The sequence below is a fragment of the Salipiger sp. H15 genome (genome assembly GCF_040409955.1).
Classification (GTDB): domain Bacteria; phylum Pseudomonadota; class Alphaproteobacteria; order Rhodobacterales; family Rhodobacteraceae; genus Salipiger.
Genome location: NZ_CP123385.1, coordinates 858,764 through 877,250 on the forward strand (window position 1 = coordinate 858,764; position 18,487 = coordinate 877,250).

The 18,487-nt window shown below is 66.2% G+C and carries 26 protein-coding genes; 6 read left to right on the forward strand and 20 right to left on the reverse strand.

Annotated features, from left to right (window positions below; all coding sequences use genetic code 11):
- Nucleotides 1-3 precede the first annotated feature (3 nt).
- The 19 genes from PVT71_RS18305 to PVT71_RS18395 all read right to left on the reverse strand — a co-directional run bounded on the left by PVT71_RS18305 (nt 4) and on the right by PVT71_RS18395 (nt 12,707).
- A complete protein-coding gene (locus PVT71_RS18305) occupies nt 4-411 on the reverse strand; it encodes a GTA-gp10 family protein (RefSeq protein WP_353475515.1) in 408 nt (135 codons plus the stop codon).
- Nucleotides 411-845: a phage major tail protein, TP901-1 family gene (locus PVT71_RS18310; protein ID WP_353475517.1), complete on the reverse strand. Its 435-nt coding sequence runs from the start codon at nt 843-845 to the stop codon at nt 411-413. Before PVT71_RS18310 ends, PVT71_RS18305 begins: the two co-directional genes overlap by 1 nt.
- Nucleotides 846-901: 56 nt before the next feature.
- Complete coding sequence (locus tag PVT71_RS18315; protein WP_353475518.1) at nt 902-1,315, reverse strand: DUF3168 domain-containing protein; 414 nt, start codon at nt 1,313-1,315, stop codon at nt 902-904.
- Entirely contained in the window at nt 1,308-1,667 is a 360-nt protein-coding gene (locus PVT71_RS18320) for a hypothetical protein (protein WP_353475520.1), read from the reverse strand. Before PVT71_RS18320 ends, PVT71_RS18315 begins: the two co-directional genes overlap by 8 nt.
- 1 nt (nt 1,668) lies before the next feature.
- The gene (locus PVT71_RS18325; RefSeq protein ID WP_353475522.1) at nt 1,669-2,142 is read right to left on the reverse strand and encodes a head-tail adaptor protein; all 474 of its coding nucleotides are present in this window, start codon (nt 2,140-2,142) and stop codon (nt 1,669-1,671) included.
- Nucleotides 2,042-2,614 (reverse strand): hypothetical protein, encoded by a 573-nt coding sequence (locus PVT71_RS18330; RefSeq protein ID WP_353475524.1) that lies wholly within the window; start codon nt 2,612-2,614, stop codon nt 2,042-2,044. Before PVT71_RS18330 ends, PVT71_RS18325 begins: the two co-directional genes overlap by 101 nt.
- A 15-nt stretch (nt 2,615-2,629) precedes the next feature.
- On the reverse strand, nt 2,630-2,929 hold the full coding sequence (locus PVT71_RS18335; RefSeq protein WP_353475525.1) for a hypothetical protein: 300 nt from the start codon (nt 2,927-2,929) through the stop codon (nt 2,630-2,632).
- The gene (locus PVT71_RS18340; RefSeq protein ID WP_353475526.1) at nt 2,926-3,381 is read right to left on the reverse strand and encodes a hypothetical protein; all 456 of its coding nucleotides are present in this window, start codon (nt 3,379-3,381) and stop codon (nt 2,926-2,928) included. Before PVT71_RS18340 ends, PVT71_RS18335 begins: the two co-directional genes overlap by 4 nt.
- Before the next feature lie 65 nt (nt 3,382-3,446).
- Nucleotides 3,447-4,766 carry a phage major capsid protein gene (locus PVT71_RS18345; RefSeq protein WP_353475527.1) on the reverse strand — a complete coding sequence of 440 codons (1,320 nt, stop codon included), beginning with the start codon at nt 4,764-4,766 and terminating at the stop codon, nt 3,447-3,449.
- Between the two features lie 119 nt (nt 4,767-4,885).
- Entirely contained in the window at nt 4,886-5,812 is a 927-nt protein-coding gene (locus PVT71_RS18350) for a S49 family peptidase (RefSeq protein ID WP_353475528.1), read from the reverse strand.
- Nucleotides 5,809-7,086: a phage portal protein gene (locus PVT71_RS18355; protein WP_353475529.1), complete on the reverse strand. Its 1,278-nt coding sequence runs from the start codon at nt 7,084-7,086 to the stop codon at nt 5,809-5,811. The genes PVT71_RS18350 and PVT71_RS18355 overlap by 4 nt, the downstream gene beginning before the upstream one ends.
- Complete coding sequence (locus PVT71_RS18360; RefSeq protein WP_353475530.1) at nt 7,083-8,750, reverse strand: terminase TerL endonuclease subunit; 1,668 nt, start codon at nt 8,748-8,750, stop codon at nt 7,083-7,085. The genes PVT71_RS18355 and PVT71_RS18360 overlap by 4 nt, the downstream gene beginning before the upstream one ends.
- The gene (locus PVT71_RS18365) at nt 8,737-9,174 is read right to left on the reverse strand and encodes a P27 family phage terminase small subunit (protein WP_353475531.1); all 438 of its coding nucleotides are present in this window, start codon (nt 9,172-9,174) and stop codon (nt 8,737-8,739) included. Before PVT71_RS18365 ends, PVT71_RS18360 begins: the two co-directional genes overlap by 14 nt.
- Before the next feature lie 106 nt (nt 9,175-9,280).
- Entirely contained in the window at nt 9,281-9,664 is a 384-nt protein-coding gene (locus tag PVT71_RS18370) for an HNH endonuclease signature motif containing protein (protein WP_353475532.1), read from the reverse strand.
- 220 nt (nt 9,665-9,884) lie between these two features.
- Entirely contained in the window at nt 9,885-10,550 is a 666-nt protein-coding gene (locus tag PVT71_RS18375; protein WP_353475533.1) for a transcription termination/antitermination NusG family protein, read from the reverse strand.
- The gene (locus PVT71_RS18380) at nt 10,547-11,137 is read right to left on the reverse strand and encodes a hypothetical protein (protein WP_353475534.1); all 591 of its coding nucleotides are present in this window, start codon (nt 11,135-11,137) and stop codon (nt 10,547-10,549) included. Before PVT71_RS18380 ends, PVT71_RS18375 begins: the two co-directional genes overlap by 4 nt.
- Nucleotides 11,138-11,317: 180 nt before the next feature.
- Nucleotides 11,318-11,950, reverse strand: a complete 633-nt coding sequence (locus tag PVT71_RS18385; RefSeq protein ID WP_353475535.1) for a hypothetical protein — start codon at nt 11,948-11,950, stop codon at nt 11,318-11,320.
- Complete coding sequence (locus tag PVT71_RS18390; RefSeq protein ID WP_353475536.1) at nt 11,950-12,249, reverse strand: hypothetical protein; 300 nt, start codon at nt 12,247-12,249, stop codon at nt 11,950-11,952. The genes PVT71_RS18385 and PVT71_RS18390 overlap by 1 nt, the downstream gene beginning before the upstream one ends.
- Complete coding sequence (locus PVT71_RS18395; RefSeq protein ID WP_353475537.1) at nt 12,246-12,707, reverse strand: hypothetical protein; 462 nt, start codon at nt 12,705-12,707, stop codon at nt 12,246-12,248. Before PVT71_RS18395 ends, PVT71_RS18390 begins: the two co-directional genes overlap by 4 nt.
- Before the next feature lie 230 nt (nt 12,708-12,937).
- Between PVT71_RS18395 and PVT71_RS18400 the strand changes: the two genes are divergently transcribed.
- Nucleotides 12,938-13,618: a S24 family peptidase gene (locus tag PVT71_RS18400; RefSeq protein ID WP_353475538.1), complete on the forward strand. Its 681-nt coding sequence runs from the start codon at nt 12,938-12,940 to the stop codon at nt 13,616-13,618.
- A gap of 206 nt (nt 13,619-13,824) precedes the next feature.
- Nucleotides 13,825-13,974, forward strand: a complete 150-nt coding sequence (locus PVT71_RS18405) for a hypothetical protein (protein WP_353475539.1) — start codon at nt 13,825-13,827, stop codon at nt 13,972-13,974.
- Here PVT71_RS18405 and PVT71_RS18410 read toward each other — a convergent pair.
- Entirely contained in the window at nt 13,971-14,621 is a 651-nt protein-coding gene (locus PVT71_RS18410; protein ID WP_353475540.1) for a hypothetical protein, read from the reverse strand. The two genes, PVT71_RS18405 and PVT71_RS18410, sit on opposite strands and share 4 nt — an antisense overlap.
- Nucleotides 14,622-14,916: 295 nt before the next feature.
- Between PVT71_RS18410 and PVT71_RS18415 the strand changes: the two genes are divergently transcribed.
- The 4 genes from PVT71_RS18415 to PVT71_RS18430 all read left to right on the forward strand — a co-directional run bounded on the left by PVT71_RS18415 (nt 14,917) and on the right by PVT71_RS18430 (nt 18,098).
- Complete coding sequence (locus tag PVT71_RS18415) at nt 14,917-15,120, forward strand: hypothetical protein (protein WP_353475541.1); 204 nt, start codon at nt 14,917-14,919, stop codon at nt 15,118-15,120.
- 352 nt (nt 15,121-15,472) lie between these two features.
- A complete protein-coding gene (locus tag PVT71_RS18420; protein WP_353475561.1) occupies nt 15,473-15,748 on the forward strand; it encodes a DUF2312 domain-containing protein in 276 nt (91 codons plus the stop codon).
- Entirely contained in the window at nt 15,748-15,993 is a 246-nt protein-coding gene (locus tag PVT71_RS18425) for a hypothetical protein (RefSeq protein ID WP_353475542.1), read from the forward strand. Before PVT71_RS18420 ends, PVT71_RS18425 begins: the two co-directional genes overlap by 1 nt.
- Nucleotides 15,993-18,098, forward strand: a complete 2,106-nt coding sequence (locus tag PVT71_RS18430) for a DNA cytosine methyltransferase (protein ID WP_353475543.1) — start codon at nt 15,993-15,995, stop codon at nt 18,096-18,098. The genes PVT71_RS18425 and PVT71_RS18430 overlap by 1 nt, the downstream gene beginning before the upstream one ends.
- Nucleotides 18,099-18,487: the final 389 nt, after the last annotated feature.

Here is an 18,487-nt window from a genome sequence, read left to right on the forward strand (position 1 = left end):
TGTTCAGAACCCGCTCCCGGGCGCCGTAGTGGGTTCGGGGCCGCTCTGTGCCCCGGGCGATCCAGCCTCTTTTTTTTTGTCCGCCTCGAGGACGGCGGGAATGAATGCCACCCCCAGAACCCGCTGCGCGATCTGGCGCAGCCGCATGTTCTCCGACGGCGGCAGGTCCGCGACGATCTCGTCGGCGGCGCGGTCGGACATGCCACCGCCCACCAGCGCGAGCGCGACCAGGTCGCGCACGTGCCGCACCTGCGGCCCGCGCGATACCTTGCCGAAAAGCTGATCCCAGAGTTCGAAGATGCCGAGATCGTGCTCCGCCTCGAAGCGCTCGATCTCGCCATTCCTGAGGACGAGACGGCGGAGCTTGCCGCCGACCTCCTCTTCGTAGACGCCGCTCTTCGCGATCGCCATCAGACTGCCACCTCGGGCGTGAAGGTCACCACGCCGGTCGAAGCCGCGGTCAGGCTGAAGGTCACGCCGCCGGACTGGTCCCCGCCGAAATCGCCTGACTGGATGAAGAACGATCCCGCGAAAGTCCCGAAGTTCGGCACGATGATCTCGGCATCAACCACCGGCGGGCTCGACATCGCAACCGATGCGAGGCGCGCCTCGGCGTTGTCCTTCTTGGAGATGCCGTTGCCCGAGAGCGAAACCCGCTTCACCCCGTCGAGCACCTCGGTCCAGAGCGCGCCGTTCGGCGCGGTGCAATCGGCGGTGGTGACGTCGATCTCTTCGTTGTTGATGGTGAGCGTCTTCGTGGTGAGCGCGCAGAGCGTCTCGAAGGTCGGCGATTCCTGCCCGTTGCTGAGCTTGATGAGGAGCGTGCGCCCCTTCTGTTTTGCCATGATGGCCTCCTGTGTTGGGAGATGGGCAGCCGCCCGGATCGCCTTGCCGAAGGGCGTTACGTGGCAACCGCGACAGCCGCCTCGAAGGCCACGGTCGCGGTGTAGGTGTCGCCGGCCGAGGACCGGCTCACGGCATGGGTGAGATAGTCGCACCAATCGAGGGTGTAGCCGTCGAGCGCGAGCTCGGCGTCATCGAGCGCCATGCGAACGGCATGGGCGATCTGCAGCGCCTCGACGCGGGCGGAGACGGGGCGCGAGTGACACTCCACCGAGAAGATGATCGAGTCGTCGGTGTAACAGCCGATCCGGTCCGCGCTGGCGTCCTGCCGGCCGAGATGGATGTAGGGAAACACGACATCATCCTGCGGCTCGACGAAGACGCGCCCCGAGACCAGCGCCGCGACATCGGCGTCGGCCAGCAAGGCGAGCACCACGGCATCCTGAAGCGCAAGAACCGGACCGTCAGCCACTGAAGCTCTCCTTCACCGCCTTGTTGACCGCCCGCCTGACCCGCGCGCCGTGCTTCTTCCGCAGCACCTTAAGGGCCGGATTGACGAATGGTCGCGGGCCCCGATCGCCCTCGATGACCTTGGACTTCGGCCCGAAGTCCACCAGGTAGCTGCCATCGGGGTTCTGCGTGCCGGTGATCTTGTCGCGCTCGCGGCCGTCTTTCTCGACGTCGGCCCCCATCGGGATCAGCACCTTCGCAGTGCGCACGAGCTCCTCGCCGCTCTTGCGGTTGGCCGCGTCGACCTGATCCTTGACCCGGCGCTCCAGTTTCGAGAGCTTCCGCATCACCTTGTCAGCACCAATCACGGTCATCTCAGGCCTCCCAATCCGGGGCATTGACCCACTCTTCACAGGTGAGCTCGAGGACATCGGCCCGCGCCTGCGACCGTGCGGGCGTGCTGCGGATTTTCCAGACCGCACCCCGCCCGACGAGCCGGTCAGCGGCAGTGACCTGGCGCGCGAGCGGCCCGTCCTTGATGCGCACCACGGCCCGTCGCACCGCCTCATCGCGCCCTGCAACAAGGCTTTCGCTGCCCGGCTGCTCGGCGAAATCGGCCCAGAGCTGCAGCGCCACGCCGGGCTCGACCTCGAGGTTCGCCCAGCCGGTCACCACCACGCCAGGGCGCGGAGTTCCTTTTGCCTTGCGCTGGACCGTGATGCGATCACTCAGGCGCCCACCCGCCACGTCAGCACCCCGCCGACACGTTCGGCCGCACGTACCGCGCCTGCCGGATGAGACGCTGCACGCTGAAGGACGCGCGCGGGGTCTGGATGTCGCCCGAGACACTGATGTCGGCCTCCCGCCATTCCCGCGCCAGGGCGACGACCGCACGCCAGAGATTGCGCGGAAAGACCCCGCCGATCTCGGCCTGGATGCGCAGGGTCCGACCCGCTTCGTTCGCCGCCCACCGCTCCGGCAGGAGCAGCTGCGGCTCGTCCTCGCCCTGCACCAGCATCACGCCGTCAAGCGCCTGGTCGACCCACGCCCCGCTGTAGTCGGTCACCGCGAGCGCCGAGATCGACGTCACGGGACAGCAGGGAAACCACCAGCGCCGCCAGCCGTAGAGCGGGTAAGTGAATTCGTAGAGGCCGGGCGCCGGGGGAATGTTCGCCGCCGTGGTGACCACGTCCTGCGCAGCGCCGAGCAGCAGCTCGATCGAGCTGCGCTCGGCCGCGTCCGGCATCTCGCCATGCACGGCATTGATGAACTGATCAACGCTCACCACGGGCGTGATGTCGTCTTCCCCGATATAGCGCATGCGCCCGGCCCTCTCTTACTTGCGGCCCTTGCCCTGGACGGGCGGAGCGCCTGCATCGGCAGCGGTATCGGTCTGTGAGCCCGCGCCTTCGCCCGCCTTGGGCTCGCCGCCCTCTTCACCCTGACCGCCCTGGGACGCGCCGGGCTCATCACCGCCCACCTGCGCCGCCACGTCGGCGGGCAGCTCGGGCATCGGTGCATTCGGGTCGCGCGCGATCCCCGCTGCGATCAGCTTGTCCGCGTGATCGTCGGGGAAACCGGCCGTCTCACCACGCTGGTACATCAGGTGGGTCCGGTTGAACTTCACCACCTTCATTGCGGCAGACGGTCCATGCCGCCGCAGACCAGCACGGCCGAAAGCGCTGCGGTGTCGGTGCCGCTGGCGCTGAGATCGGGCGTGTAGCCGAGACGGACGTAGCGACCGCAGGCGCGGAGCTTCACGTCGATCTCGAGGCAGCCGGTGACGGTGCCGCCGCCGGTCGGGCCGGTCGCCGCGACCACGGTCTCGGTCACCAGCGTGATAGCGTCCGACAGGTCGCTCTCTTCGCCCTCTTCGACGGTATACGCGACGCTCAGCGTCTCGCCCGCGGCGAGGGTGGCGGTGAACGGGATCGCGAGCACGCCGGACTGCGGCATGCCGATCTCGGCGCGGTCGACGATGGCGCCCGCCACCGCGGTTGCGTCCCCGGCACCGCCCGCGGTCACCGCGGCGTTGCCGGCGGCGCGCAGCACTTTCATAAGCGCGCCGATGTCCTTCATTTGCATCATGGGATCAGTCCTCAAAAGGATGTGGAGACGGGCGCGAACGCCCGCCCTTTGATCATCGTCGGGAGTTACTGGTCAGCCCAGGTCACGCCGGTCATCACGGCGACCGCCGGCAGATGGCGCAGGCCGAGATCGTGCTGCATGATCATGCGCATCAGCGTCTCGTCGCGGCTGAAGGACGACTGCAGCTGGCCGTTGTCGTCACGGTAGGCCGCCTGGTCGGACATCGCGATGGTGATGCCCATGTGCTCGCCGATGACGACGTGCATCGGGTGCACCAGCATGATCTCCGACTCGTTGCCGCCCGCGCCGAGATTGGACGGCATCTCGGTGGTGACATGCACCGGCTTGCGGCGCAGCTGCCCGCCCGCCATCTCGGGGAACGCCTTGTTGCCGTTGCCGTCGACGAGGTTGGTCAGGAACATCGCGGTGCGCGGCGACATGATCCAATGCGCGCCCATGTAGGGAACGTTGGCATTGGCCAGCGCCAGCTCCATGCGGCCGAGGTTGCTGTTGACCGCCTGCACGGTCGCGCCACCGGTCATCGCGAGGATGTTGGTCGCGGCCGCGGCAGTGCCGAGCAGCTGGAAGCGCAGACCTTTCGGCGCGAACTCGGTGCCCTGGCCGCGCAGGAAGTAGCGGTCCTGGATCTGCGCCGCATCCGCGATCGCGTCATCCCGCACCATACGATCGACGGCGGTCGAGGCGGTGCGCAGCAGGTCGTTCGAGATCGGGATGATCCCGCGCATCTTCTTCGCCGAGAGCTTCATCTGGCCATAGGCGTAGCCGGTCACCGGCGCGTCCGAGACCTCGTCGCCATAGCCGAAGTTCGCACCGCTGGCGCGGCGGTTCTGGGTCATGTTGCCATCGGGCATCGGCACGATGCGGGGCCCCATGGCGGTCACGACGCTCGCCGGGCGCAGCAACTCGATCACCTCGGAGCTGACGTCCTCGGGAACGAGGAAGCCGCCGGCCGCGGCCGAGGACACGTTCTGCGCCGAGAAGAGCCCGCTTTGGCCGTTCTCCTCCGCGATGACGCGGGCCGTGTGGACGTTGCCGCCCGCCGCCGCGAGGGTGCGGAGCATGGCGCCGAACTGCAGCCCCTTCTCCTTCGGCTGCGCCGCGGTGGTGCGGGGCGCGTCCGGCTCGGAGCCGGGCTCGGGCACCGCCGCCGAGGCGCTCGCCGCTTCGACCTCCTCGGCGCGCTTCACCTGGCGATCCGCCTTGTCGAAGGCAGCCTTGGCCACGTCGAATGCCGCCTGCGCGCCCTGCACCGCCGCCTCGTCGGCGCTCTCCTGGTCTTCGAGCGCGGTCAGAGCATCGGCCTTGGCCTGCATGTCATCCGCCGCGGCCTTGCGAGCGCGGCGCAGGTCGTTGATATCGCCCATGTTCAGTTCTCCTGTCTGGTGGGCACCGCGCGATCCGCGCAGCAGAAAGACCCCGCCGCGCACCGGCAGGGCAGTCTCAGGCCGCGGCACGCGCCGAGGCCGGATTTCGGAAAGTCAGGTCAGCTCGCGAGCCGGGCTGCCGCTGCGGCGGCGAGTGCCTGCGCCCGCGCGCCACGTCCGGCCGGCCGGGTCGGGCGCGGCGCGTAGGCAGCGCCGATGCGATCCCAGAAGGCGCGCAACGTCTCGAGACGATCCACGAGGCCGCGAGACCGGGCATCCTCGCCCCAGAAGATCGCGCCGCCGTCGGCGGGATCGTCGGTCACCGAAAGCCGCTCGGGCAGCTCGGCGAGCGGGATGCCCCGCCCGGCCGACACGGCGGCGTGGAAGTCCGCCTCCATCGCGTCGAGACCACGCAGGATTTCGGTGCGGCCCTCGTCGCTCGACGGGTCAGGGCGCTTCGCGCGGGCGTTCGACGAGGTGATGATGAAGGTCTGCTCACCGAAGAGGCCCGGCTGCATCGGCGCGGCGTCAATCCGCATGCAGCCGATCGAGCCCACGATGCTGCCCGGGGTCAGCGAGATGTCGGTCGCCTGACTGGCGATGTGATAGCAGGCCGAGGCCGAGAGCGGATGGACCAGTGCATGCACGGGCTTGACTGCCTTCGCGGCCGCGACGGCCGCCGCCGCCCCGGCGATCCCGAGGACATAGCCGCCCGGGGAGTCGCAGAGCAGAACGATCGCCGCGACATCCTCGTTCGCCGCCAGCTCTTCCATGGTCGCCTCGAGGCCATGATAGGTCGACCAGCCGAGCCAACGCTCGAGCAGGAACTGGTTCGGCGTCAGCAGGCCGCGCAGCGGCACGATCGCCACGTTGCGGCTGATCGCATAGCGCTCGCCCGGCTCGAGGCGGACCGACAGCGCGGTCTCGACTGCTTGCGGCGCCCCCTCTCCGCCCGGCATGGCCATCTGCAGGAGCGGCGCGCCGTGGGTCCGCGAGAGCGCAAGCGGCGTGCAGGCGAAGAGGCTCGCAACGGTCTGAACGGTCATTCGTCGTCTCCTTCGGGTGCAGGACGCGCCGGCTCCGCGCGCGTCATGTTGGGGGCCGGGTTGAGCTGCGCGCCCTCATCGACCGGCGCGAGACCAAGCTTCGTGCGCGCCTCGTTCGGCCGCATGAAGGGCCCGCCGACCGCGCGGTTCAGCGCCTCGTATTGCTCCTTCACCGTCGGCTGCAGCAGCGCGCCGAAGTCATGGCGCAGGAAGAGACCCGCCTCGCGCTCGGCGCGGGTCAGCAGCGCCACGTCGAGTTGCGCCTCGACCAGCGCCGACCAGTGCAGCAGGCAGTCGGTCAGGTAGTCGATGGCCTGCTGCTCGCCATTGGCCTTCACGCCGTACTCGAGCATCTGAAGCTTGCTCGGCGGCATGCGGTAGATGCCTGCGATCATCTCGCGATCGAACTTGCGGCTGGACAGCAGTTCCTGATCGGCGGCCGAGATGTCGAGCGCCTTCACGTCCTCGTCGGGGTTGGTGACGATCCAGCCGTCTCCCGAGGGATCGGTCATCGTGCCCTTGATGCGGCGGGCGTTGCGGGTGCGCTGCTCCTCGCTCTCGTAGTTGTCGCCGAGCTTGATCACGCCCTTGGTGGTGCCGCCGGCAGCGTTGCGCGCCGCGGCGCGCTGGCCAGCGAGCGCAATCCCGACGCTCTCGGCCGCGACATGGATCGGGCTGCGCCCGGTCCAGCCATCTTCGGCCATGTAGCGCAGGTGCACCATCGCCCGGGCGGGAACGCGGCGCTGTACCCCTGCCCCGTCCTCGAACTGGTAGAAGCGCTCGAGCCCGTCGCGCAGGATGGCCACCGAGCCCTGGCGCACGATGTCGAGCCGCATGAGCTCGCCGCCCCCGTCACGCGGCCCGTAGATGTGACCGTTGCCGCGCAGCGCGTAGGCGTAGACGGCGGCAAAGCGCACCAGGCGCGCCGGAACACCGGGAGCGGCCTCGCCGTTCAGCAGCTCGGCCACGGCGTGCTGGCGCACCCGCACATCCTGCCCGTCAGCTCGTCGCTGCCAGAGCTTCAGGGGCACCTTGGCGAGATCGCCTGCGATATTGTTGCAGCAGGCGAAGACGGTGCCGTGATGGACCGCGGACTCTGGCGTCACGCGCGGCAGGCCGCGGACGGATGCGGACGGGCCGAGCGAGCCCCAGCCCACGGCCAGCAGCCCCTCGTTCCCGCCCGACACCACCGCCGGCGCCGAGATTGGCGGCTCGACGCGCGCGGCAGCCGCGGCCCCGCCAGCCCGGGAGATGTGCAGTCCGAAGAGCTTCATACGATCACCACGTCCCTTGCCTTGCGTTTCTCTTCGCCAACCTCGGCGCGGCCCACCGCCATGATCGCGGCGACGGCCGGGTCGATCCGGCCGGTGGCCTTCTTCTTGTTCGGTTTCACGTTCTCGGCCGCGTCCTGGTCGAGGATCACGTTGCCCACCGCCCAGGCGAGCAGCGGGTTGCCATTGTGGCGCAGCCGGTTCTGGATGACCGCGCGCTCGAAGCGCTTGGTGGCCGGCGACATGCTGGCATAGCCCTGGCCAAACTCGAGGAGCGGGAAGCGCATCTTGTCGAGCTCGCCCGCCACGTACTTCATGCCCCAGCGGTCATAGGCGACCTCCTGGAGATCGAAGCGCGCCCTGATCCATTTCATCCGCTCGATGACCTGGTCCTCGTCGATCACCCCGCCCCGGTGCACCTCGAGCCAGCCATCGTCGCGCCAGGCGACATAGTCCCGGTTCTCCGACTGCGCCCGCGCCACGAAGCCCTTCGGGCCCTCCGCGATGAACGCGAAGCACAGCAGGTAGATCACCCCGTCGACCGGCACGGCGACGACGATCGAGGTGAGGTCTGTAGTCCGGCTGAGGTCGAGGCCGACCCAAGCCTTGCGCCCGAAGAGCTGCTCGAGCTTGAACGGTGCCGTGGCCATGCCGCCATCCCAGACGTCCCGGGCAATCCAGCTCTGCTCGCCCTCGGTCCAGAGGTTGAGGTGCAGGCGCCGGAAGTTCGGCATCTTGCCGCGGATCGCCTGCGCCTCGTCATGGATGCGCCGGAAGTCCGCCTCGGTGAAGGCCACCCCGAGGTTCGGGTTCGCCATGGCCCAGGTGGCCGGGTCCGAAGGGTCAGCATCCTCGGGCGGCTCAGCCACGAACCCGAAGAAGCTGTCGTCGCGCACATCGCCGCGCATCACCCGCTCGGCATAGCCGCGAATTTCCCCGCAGAGGCTCGCCCTGTCGGCGCCGGCCGTGGTGATCGCCCAGTCGATCGGCTGCGAGCGCGCGATCATCGAGTTGGTCACCACGTCGGCCAGCTCTCGGTCCGTCCAGCGGTGCACCTCGTCGCGGGCCGCAAAATGCGGGTTGATCCCGTCGGCGCTGTTCCCGTCGCGGCTCAGCGCCGCGATGTAACCATTGGTGCGCGGCGACTGGATCTGCGTCTTGTAGACGTCGAGCAGCTGCGAGAGCGCTGAAGACCCGCGGATCATCCGCTTGATCTCGTTGAAGAGCAGCCCCGCCTGATCTCGTGTCGTCGCGGCGCAATAGCCCTGCGGCGCCCCCTCTCCGTCAAAGAGCTGGGTGTAGAGCATCGGCACCGCCGTGTCGGTGGTCTTGCCGTTCTTCTTCGCCACCTGGTGGTAGGTTGAGCGGAACCGCCGCAGCCCGGTCTCGGCGTGCTTCCAGCCGAAGACCGAGCCGTGCCGGAAGACTTGCCAGGGCTGCAACGTCAGCGCCGCCCCGGCCATGGACCCGGTGGTATGCCGCAGCACGCTCGCGAAGCGGATCACCATGTCCGCCGCTCCGGTGTCGAAGACGAGGCCACGATCGGCGCCGGTCTCGAGGTCTAGCAGGTGACGCTCGCAGGCCATCCGGACCAGCGGTCCGGCGAGCACCTGGTCCTCGATCACGTCGAGGGCGTACCGGCTCACCGGGTGGTCAATTGCCTCCACGAAGCTGCCGCAGGAGATCGTCGAAGAGATCGCCCTGCGCCCCCGAGCTGAGGCGCGCATCGTCCACCGGCGTCATGCCGAAAAGCGCGCCGAGCTGGCGCATGTTCGCCAGCGCATCCTGCCGTGCCTGCCAGTTCGCCGTCTTCTTCTGCTGCATGCCGTTGCGCGTCTTGACGGCGTAAGTGCGGCCCTCGAGCGCGATATTGCTGGTCAGCTCGATGACGTCGGCCACCGCTTCGCAGTAGGCGGCGAAGATGTCCTCGAAGTGCGGCTTGAGCCGGTCGAACTTGACCAGCTCGGGCGCGAGACGCTCCCACACCGCCTTGGCGGGCTCGGACATGAGATCGTGCGCCGCGGGAATCGGCTTGGGCATCTCCTCCCGCATCGGCACCACGTTATCCATGTTCGGCTTCCGCCCCTTCATGGTCTACCTCCTAATGCCCTGTCAGGTGGGCTTTTTTCTCCAATTTCGTCGGCGCAGAAAGAAAGGTGGGGGCGTCGGTTTGGGCCCTCCACCCGAGATTTTTGACCTACCCCCGGTCCCCGTGGAAAACCTCGCGGGCCGTCTTCCGGCTGTGGCAGCGATGGCACAGGGCCTGCCAGTTCGACCGATCCCAAAAGAGCGACCGGTCGCCCTTGTGCGGAACCACGTGGTCGACGTCGGTCGCGGGCTCGACAACGCCGAGCTCCGCGCAATCGACGCAGCACGGATGCCGCTGAAGGAAGAGCCGCGCCGCCTTCTTCCACCGGGGATCGGCGTAGAGCGCTCGCGCGGCGGCAGCGTGAGGCGTGGCCTGCGCCGCCGCCTTCTGCCCTGCCCGCTTCCGGTCCTGTTCCGCCTGGTGCTCGGCGCAGCGCGCCTTGCCGATGACCGCTATCTCTTCGCAGCCGGGCGCAGCGCAGAGCTTACGCATCGCCGTGCCCGGCTGCTGCCTTGGGGAAGAGGTCCATGCCTATGGTCTAGAAACGACAAAGCCCCGCACGTTGGCGGGGCTCGGGGCACAGTGAAGGCGTGTCAGATGTGGCGTCAAACCCATCCTCGCCGCCCACCCGCTCCGGTATCTGTCCCTCTGAGGGAGAGCACTCGGAGCATAAGGCCTGTTCGGGCAACATAGAAATCGCCACGCCGCGCTGTCAACTCTCTTTCGCAGCCAGCCCCACGAGCGTGTCGCCCGTGGTGGTGACAGAGTTCTCCCGACCGAAGAGCTCGAAGCGCACTTTGATGCCGCCCGCGGCGTCGATCTCGACAACCTCGCACTGGAACCCTTCGAGCGGCCCGGTCCGGAACATTGCCCGGTCACCGGCACGCACGCGCCGCGCCGCTGCGGCCTTCCGCTTCTGTTCCTGGCGCTCGTCTTCCTGCCGGAGGTCACGCGCGCGCATCTCGTGCAGCGCGGCCAGACGCTTCGAGCCAAGAACACCCCACCTCCCATCCGACCGGCAGAGCGCGCCGGTGAGGAAGGGCGAGGTCAGGACCCGGTGCGGAACCGGCACACCGCCGAAGCGCGCGAAGACATAGCCCGGCAGGTACCGGCGCTCGTATTCTCGGACGTGCCCGCGCACCCTGGTCCGCCGCGAGGTCACCGGATGGAAGGCGTAAACGCCCCGCGCCGCCAGCCAGCTCTCTGCCTGCCGCTCCTGCTGCGGGCGGCAGAGAAGCGCATACCAGGCGTTCTCGCCCGGATCGAAGATGGGGGCCGAGCTGCTCTCGGTTGGGACGGCATCGCCGATCCTAAGGCTGAGGTAGGAACTGACCATTGCGCGCTCTTTCCACTGCTCTTCCGACAACGAGATGCTCATGCGTTGCCCTCCTGCGCGGCCTCGACATAGCCCAGCACCTTCGCCTCGGTCTCGTCGTACATGGCGAGCCATTCCCCATCACCGTCGAAGGGCATGAGGCCGCGCGATATGCGATCCCGGACCCGCTCAACTTTCGAGGCGTGCTCGCTGGCGCGCCGCTCGACCGCCGCCTTCTCCCGGAAGCTGCTCGGCGGGCGCTTCTTTTCGGTCCAGAACTGGTACTCGGCGACCAGCCTGTTCCCAGCCAGCGCCTCGCGCCCGGCCACCGACCGAAACCAGCGCAGCACGGCGGGCAACTCGCCGAGCGGACGCGGTTCTCGCGCCTCGGCGTAGCCCTCGAAGCTCGCCAGCTCAGGCCAGAAACACCGGGCCGAGCCCTGCCCCTTTGCCCGCATGCACTGCTCGAGCACACGCAAGCTCTCGTCCCCGAGGTAGCCCATGCTATCCGCGATCGCGTCGAGGCGCTTCACCTGCTCGGCATCCTCTGTCCCCTTCGGGAAGCGGAACCCGCGCGCCTGCAGCGGCGCGATCAGGAGCCTGCGCACCCGGTCACGGTTGGTCTCGGTGGTGGTCTGCTCGGTGGTCATTGCCAGCCCCTTCTCTCAGCACATCCTGAGTTATCCACAGGTGTCAGCGGTTGGTTTGAGGTCCGAGCGGAAATTTCTTTTCATTTCTGTCTCTTCTCCTCTCTTAGAGCCGACAGAATGTCCGAAGTTCTGTCACGCTTCCGACCAGTTCTGTCACACGTGACAGAACCGGTTGTTCTCTCATCTCCGGTAATCGGTGGTCCCGAGGTACTCCATGCCCTCGAGGATGCGGACGGCAGTGCGGTTGCCGTGCGGGTAGGTGTCGAGAAGCCAGCGGTGCAGCATCACGATGTAGCGCGGGTTCGCGGCGAGGTTCTTGGAGCCAATATCCTCGACGCTCTTGCGCAGCCGGCTGAGCGCCTGGCGCTCCTGATCAGCCGACTTGCGATCCTGATCCTTGTGCTTCCACTTGAGCGCGTCGAGCGCCACGCCCGTTACAAAGCGGTTCATCAGGCGGATTTCGCCCGTCCCGATGATCCGGCACCGCGTCCAACCGTGGAGCGGGCTGATCTTCCGGCGCAGGTAGCCCTCCCACCGAGCCAGCGGGATATCCATCATCCACGCCTGACGCTGCGGCTCGGCGGGGATCGTGCCGACTGGGTCCTGCAGCTGGCACTTGGACCAGAGAGCGAGCGCGAGGCCGATAACCTCCCAGTCCTCGATCTCCTTGCAGGCCTTGAAGAAGTCGCTCTCAAGGAAAGATGTGTGATGAAGCTTGAAGTAGCTGTGCGTCTCCAGCCGCTCGCCGGCCGGGACCGGATACTCGGGAAGATCGGTGACGTCCGAGACGCGGGTCAGGCTGAGAGTGTTCATCACACGCTCCTTCTCGCATAGGCGCGCGCCCGCAGCTGCCAGTGAGCAGACATCTCGAGCGTGAGCGCGAACTTCGCTTCGCCATAGGCGGTCTCATCACCCGCGCAGCGCGCCGCTATGAGCTCGCGAGCACGGCCATGCGCCGGCCCGATCTCATCGCCAGGCGCGGCAATGGGAAAGTCCTCGAGAGCACACCTCAAAGCCTCGACGCTGTCGGCGCAAGCAGTCATGCCGCCGCTGCGCAATGCCAACGCGGTTGCGGCGATCAAGAATGTGGCGCGCGCAGGTCCATTCATCATGCCGCCCCACGCTTGGCGGATATGGCGCCGCGCGCGCGCATCAGCGCGGCAACAGCCTCGTCGATCTCACGTTCTGCCTCAGCGACAGACTGAACCGAGGCCTTCTCCGCAGCGCGAAAGATTGCCGCCTGTGCCTCGCCGCATTCCCGAGCAACATCACCGCACTGGGCAAAGATGGAGGTGACGTTTCCCTGCATCTCGACTGGCCGGAAAACACCACCGGCCAGCCCCGCAAAATGCTGCGCCAGCGGAATGGCGGCCGCCGGGCAGTCCATCGCCAAGCGGTGCAGGTAATTCACCCCGAGCCCGCCGGGGCGGTCCTCGTTGTCCTCCATCCCGTAGGAGAGGGTCGAGCCGCGGATACCGAGCAAGGCCGCGACATCCTGATGACGCTTGCCAGTTGCCTCGACCGCCTCGCAGACCGCGTTCTGGATCGTGCCGTAGCGCTGGGGTCTCATGTGAAGGGCCTCGTTTTCGTTTAGCTGGAGTGACTTGATGGCTTGCGTCATGCTCAAGACATGAAAAATCGTGCCTATTCAGAAGCGAATTCTGGCTTGGAATCCTCGGGCCAATTTTCATCAAACCAGCGCATGGCGTCAGTGAAGCGGCGGACTGTGATGTCCGCGCCAGACCTCAGGGCCGCCAACTTTTTGCTGTCCCCAAAAACTCGATGTGAGACGGTGCTGTCGTGATCGACCCTAGCAGCTCTTTTATAGGCGTCTGCACGAGCCAGAAGGTGATCTATAGTCTGCATGGGCCGCAGTATGCGGTTATTTTACCGCCTCGTCAACGGTCATCTTACCGCTCTACTGGCGAGGAAACGTGCGGTAATTTCGACCGCATGGACATGGGCGAAATTCTCTCTCGCATTTCTGCGAAGTCGAAGGAGAAAGGTCTTTCCGAGCAAGGGCTCGCGAAAGCCGCAGGCCTTTCTAAAGACGGCATCCGAAACTGGAGACGCCGACACGAGGCTGGCGAGGAAAACGCTGGGGCGAACGTTAGTTCGATTAGCAAAGTAGCTGCGACACTTGGAGTATCGGAGCTTTGGCTCTTGCACGGTGTTGGGGAAGAGATGATTCCGACCATTTCCATTGCGGGAAAGGTCGGCGCCGGCGCTCAAGTTCCAGTCTTTGACGCCTACACCAAGGGAGATGGGCCACAAGTTGAATGCCCTCCCGGCCTGTCACCGCATGGGGTGGTGGCTGTGGAGGTGGAGGGCGACAGCATGGAACCTGTCTTCAGCTCTGGCGATCTCCTGTTTTACACTCGCCACACGCATGACGGCGTTCCTGCAGAGGCCATAGGGCATCGCTGTGTGGTCGAGGATGAAAACGGCATGGGGTGGGTCAAAGGTAAGACCAGGCGATGAGCCCGGCGTTTTTCACCTGATCTCCCTCAACCCCGGCGCCAACACCATGTGGAATGTGAAGCTAAGGTGGGCCGCTCGAGTACGCCTTCATTGGCCTGCTGACCTTGCGAAAAAGCGATAACCTTGGGTACCAAACTGCTCGCAAGACTTGGCCCCGGCGACCACATTAGTGAACTTTGTCATCCATCGATCAAACGGAGAAAACGATGAGCACCGAGAACCCCAAAGACAGCCGACCAGAATATGTCGAACAAAAGAACTACACACCATCCACGACAGGTCATCAGAACAACTACCGCCCCGAGACTGGTTCCGGTGAAAGCAAACCCACCCCTCCGGCACCTTCTGACGATTAAAGTCTCTCTGCCCGCCGGAGCTCTATCCGAGCTATCTGATCCTTTGGCAAGTAAGTAATCGCAGCACCGAAGTCTGGGTCAATGACGTTCCCGACTTCGGTCCAATTCCTCTTGCCAGTGGCGTCCAACTTTCCGACTTTGGTGACGTGCATCAGGACGTCACCACTCCCGCCGAGCACACATGCACCATTTGGCTCGTTCTTAAATCTGGAAAGGTCGTCGCAGAACATCATTGTTCCATCGGTCAGGCAAACCTTCAGTTGCCAAACATCAACGCCCTCCCCTACCTCAGATAGTGCGGACCATGCTGAAGGTAGGTCGTCAGACATGCTTACGCCGCTCTTTCGAAGAAGCTTTGTTAAGCACCGCTTACCCCATTTTCTCCACGCAGCACCCAGAAGAGCTGCAGCCAGGATTGCGAGCGCCGATGCAATTAGAATCCCGATTTCAGCGTGGGTTCGCATCAGAACATAAGCAAACATACCCCAGAATCCATAGAAGACGACCCTGAAGGCTTGATCTATGGACTTGTGGTGCTCTCGGTTCCCGACATGCGCGATGAAGTATCCAGCATACCCCGATGCCAAGGTCAGGATCGTTGTCCAAGGCGCACTGAGCGTAGACGTGATATTCTCGATGTTCTCCACTCGCGGTCTCCTGCTAAAGCCCGAAAATCTCGCATGAAGGTCGCTTCGTGAGACGCCGCTCTCTGGATGTCCAAGACATCGTCAGCACCTCCAGTCACGCCACGTTGAGGCTAGGACTGCGCACAATCGGCTTTGATTTGGCAAGAGCAGATTAGCATAGGTGACCCCTGCAGGAAACTCTTTGCGGTAAAAAAACCGCACATGCAGTTGACGGCGGTAATATTACCGCTTATCTTTCCCGCTGCACGCCCGAGCGCACAGCGCGTTCCGCGGGCGTCCTACCGGGAGAAGCTAAATGAAACACCCTGACAACGTCATCTATATGCCCTGCTACCGACTCCCTCAGGGCCACGCTCGTGAAGCGGAACTCGCCGCTGCGCTGGAACGGGCCCGCCCCGCGATCATTGCCGCCTGCGCTCGTGCCAAGGGCTTGCGCACCGCGCATCGCACCCGCCTGCTGCAGCAGGCCTTCGGCCCTCAATCGACGGGCACCGCCTGATCCACCGTCGGCCCCATGGCCGGCGGCATCCAGAAGGGCCCGAAAGAGACCCGGCGCGGAGAGAAGACGAAGCGGACGACGCCACCGCTCACGAACCGCCGAATTTCCTCGGAGGACCTCGCCAACTGGATGCCGCCCGCCATGGGACCGACCACACCGAATGCCGGGCATGAGGCCCGCATCCCCTCGCCGCGCCCAATCATGGAATCTGCGTATGCCCCGCGAATGAACGCGGCGAGGGGCCCAGTTTCTTCAACGAGGACCGAGCATGTTGATGCCCCAGGAGAACGATTTTCAGCCCGACGACGTCGGCGCCGACATGGCCCGAGCAGCGTCGAAGAAGCACACCCCGATGAAGGAGACCGCCGAGGACGTCGAGGTCAAGAACGGCGCCTACGGCGTCGCCGCGGGCGAGCTGAAGAGCTTCATCGAGCGCTTCGAGCGCCTCGATCTCGAGAAGAAAGAGATCGCCGACCAGCAGAAGGAGGTGATGGCCGAAGCCAAGGGACGAGGCTACGACACCAAGGTGATCCGCAAGATCATCGCCCTGCGCAAGCGCGACAAGGCCGACATTGCCGAGGAAGAAGCGGTGCTCGCGATGTACAAAGCCGCGCTGGGGATGGACTGATGCAACACGTCCTTTCCGCACCCATCGCACCGCCGCCCTCCATGGGCGAGCACGCTCACCGCAAGTCGGCCGACCTGCCCCCGCTCAAGCCGCAAGGCACCGTGCGCCGCGAGCCGATGCTGCCCGAGGGATGGTGGGTCGGCGTTCTGGTCTTCGCGATCATCGTCGTCGGCGGCGTCTCGCTGCTCAGCTTTGTCCTCTCGCTGTTCGCATCGGCGATCCGCTCCTTTTCGGAGATCTACTGATGCGCGACACCTTCGATTTCCCCGAGCTGCCCGACCGCGCCTTCACCGGCCTGCCGCTGATCGTCGACAGCTTCGCCGGCGGCGGCGGGGCCAGCACCGGCATCGAGATGGCGCTCGGCCGCGGGCCCGACATCGCGATCAACCACAACCCGGCGGCGCTGGCGCTGCACGCGGCGAACCACCCCGAGACGCTGCACCTCTCCGAGAACGTCTACCGCGTCGATCCGCTGGACCACCTCGCGGGCAAGCACATCGGCCTCATGTGGTTCAGCCCGGACTGCAAGCACTTCAGCAAGGCCAAGGGTGGCAAGCCCGTGGCGCGCAACATCCGCGATCTCGCGTGGATCATCCCCGGCTGGATCGAGCGCATCCAGAAGAGCGGCGGGCGCGTCGACGTCGTGCTGATGGAGAACGTCGAGGAGTTCGCCGGCTGGGGCCCGCTGATCGAGACCGAGCGCGGCCTGATGCCCTGCCCCGACCGCAAGGGCGAGACCTTCGCCACCTGGTGCAAGGCCATCCGCAAGCTCGGCGGCAAGATCGAGCGCCGCGAGCTGCGCGCCTGCGACTATGGCGCGCCGACGATCCGCAAGCGACTCTTCGTCGCCATCCGCTTCGACGGTCAGCGCATCGTCTGGCCTGCGCCGACGCACGGCGCGCCGGACTCGCCCGAGGTGATGGCGGGCAAGCTGCTGCCCTGGCGCACCGCGGCGGAATGCATCGACTGGTCGCTGCCCTGCCCGAGCATCTTCGACAGCAAGGCCGAAGTCATGGAAAAGCACGGGCTGCGCGCCGTGCGACCGCTGGCCGACAACACGCTCGCCCGTGTCGCCAAGGGGCTGCGCCGCTACGTGCTGGACGCCGGGCACCCCTACCTCGTGAGCATCGCCCACGGCGACAGCGGCGGCCGCCGGGAATACCCGCTGACCGAGCCGCATGGCGTGGTCACCGCGGGCGGCATCTCGCACGCGGTGGTCACGCCCACGCTGATGCGCCAGTTCAAGTGCTCGAGCGCCGCCGACATCGACATGCCTTCGCCCACCATCACCGCCGGCGGCGGCGGGAAGACCGCGCTCATCGCTCCTTCGATCGCGAAGTTCATGACCGGCGCCACTGGCAGCGACATCGCCGCCCCGCTCCCCACGGTCACCGCCAACAGCTACCTCAAGCGCCCGGGTGGCGCGGCACCGCTCGGCATCCTCGCGCCGCTGCTGGCCAGCCTGAAGGGCACCACGCGCCGCATGGGCCCCGTGCTGCAGCCACACCCCACCATCTGCGCCGAGGGCAACCACAGCGCCATCGTGGCGCCGGTGCTGACCTACGCGCAGCAGGGCGGCCGCTGCCGGTCGATCGAGGATCCGCACCACACCATCTGCGCGAGCAAGAAAGACCAGAACAGCATGATCGCCGCGACCATGGTGCATGTCGGGAACGGCGAGCGGAAAGGCCAGGCGCCCCGCGCGCTCGACATCACAGCGCCGCTCAACACCGTCGTGGCGGGAGGCGTGAAGCAATACCCGGTCGCGGCCTTCCTCGCCCAGCAGAACAACGACGGGCGCGGCGTTCATCCGGGCCGCCCCGCCGGTGAGCCGCTCTCCACGGTCACCCGCTCCGGCAGCCAACAGACACCCGTCGCCGCATGGCTTGCGAAATACTACGGCACCGGCGACGGCGCGCCCGCCACCGAACCGATGCACACGATCACCACCAAGGATCGGATCGTGCCGATGCAAGCCGCGCTCGCGGCCCCACCCTTCGACGACAGCCACGCGCCACGCGCCCGCCAGGTGGCGGAGTTGCTGCGCCAGCACGGGCTCTGGGATGACCGCGAGTTCGTCACCGTCGAGATCGGCGGCACGTCCTTCGTCATCGTCGACCTGGGCATGCGGATGCTCACCCCGCGCGAGCTCTTCAACGCTCAGGGCTTCCCGTCCGACTACGTGATCGAGGGTGTCTGGCACGAGCGCAGCGGCGAGTGGGAATTCGAGTCCTTCCCGAAGGATGTGCAGGTGTCCTGCGTCGGGAACAGCGTCTGCCCGCCGTTGGCCGAGGCTTTGGTGCGCTCGAACTGCGCGCATCTGATCGAAGCACATGAGGTCGCGGCATGAGTGGCGTCGCCCACCAAATGCCCCGGATTGGGGGGACATTTTCCAAACCGGGGCAACAGGTAATACAAAAGTGCTGTCTTCAAAAGTTTGCCCTTCGCCTCGGCGCCGGGAAAATTCCGGCAACTTCTTCCGAGGGATCGTCAGGCGGATCAGCCCACTCACGGACCATGCTCACATTGCGACGAATTCTCGCCGCAATCTACAGACCTCACCCGGCGGTTGCCGAGACTCCCGTGGGCATCAACCGGAAAGAAGACGCCGCACCACATAGAGTAGGTGCGCACCTAAGCGCACCGATGGAAAAGCAGGCATTACTCGGCTCGCTCGACTTCGGGCACGGAATCGAACGATGACTCTTATCTTCGACAAGTCCGATCTGCCCGGCAGCC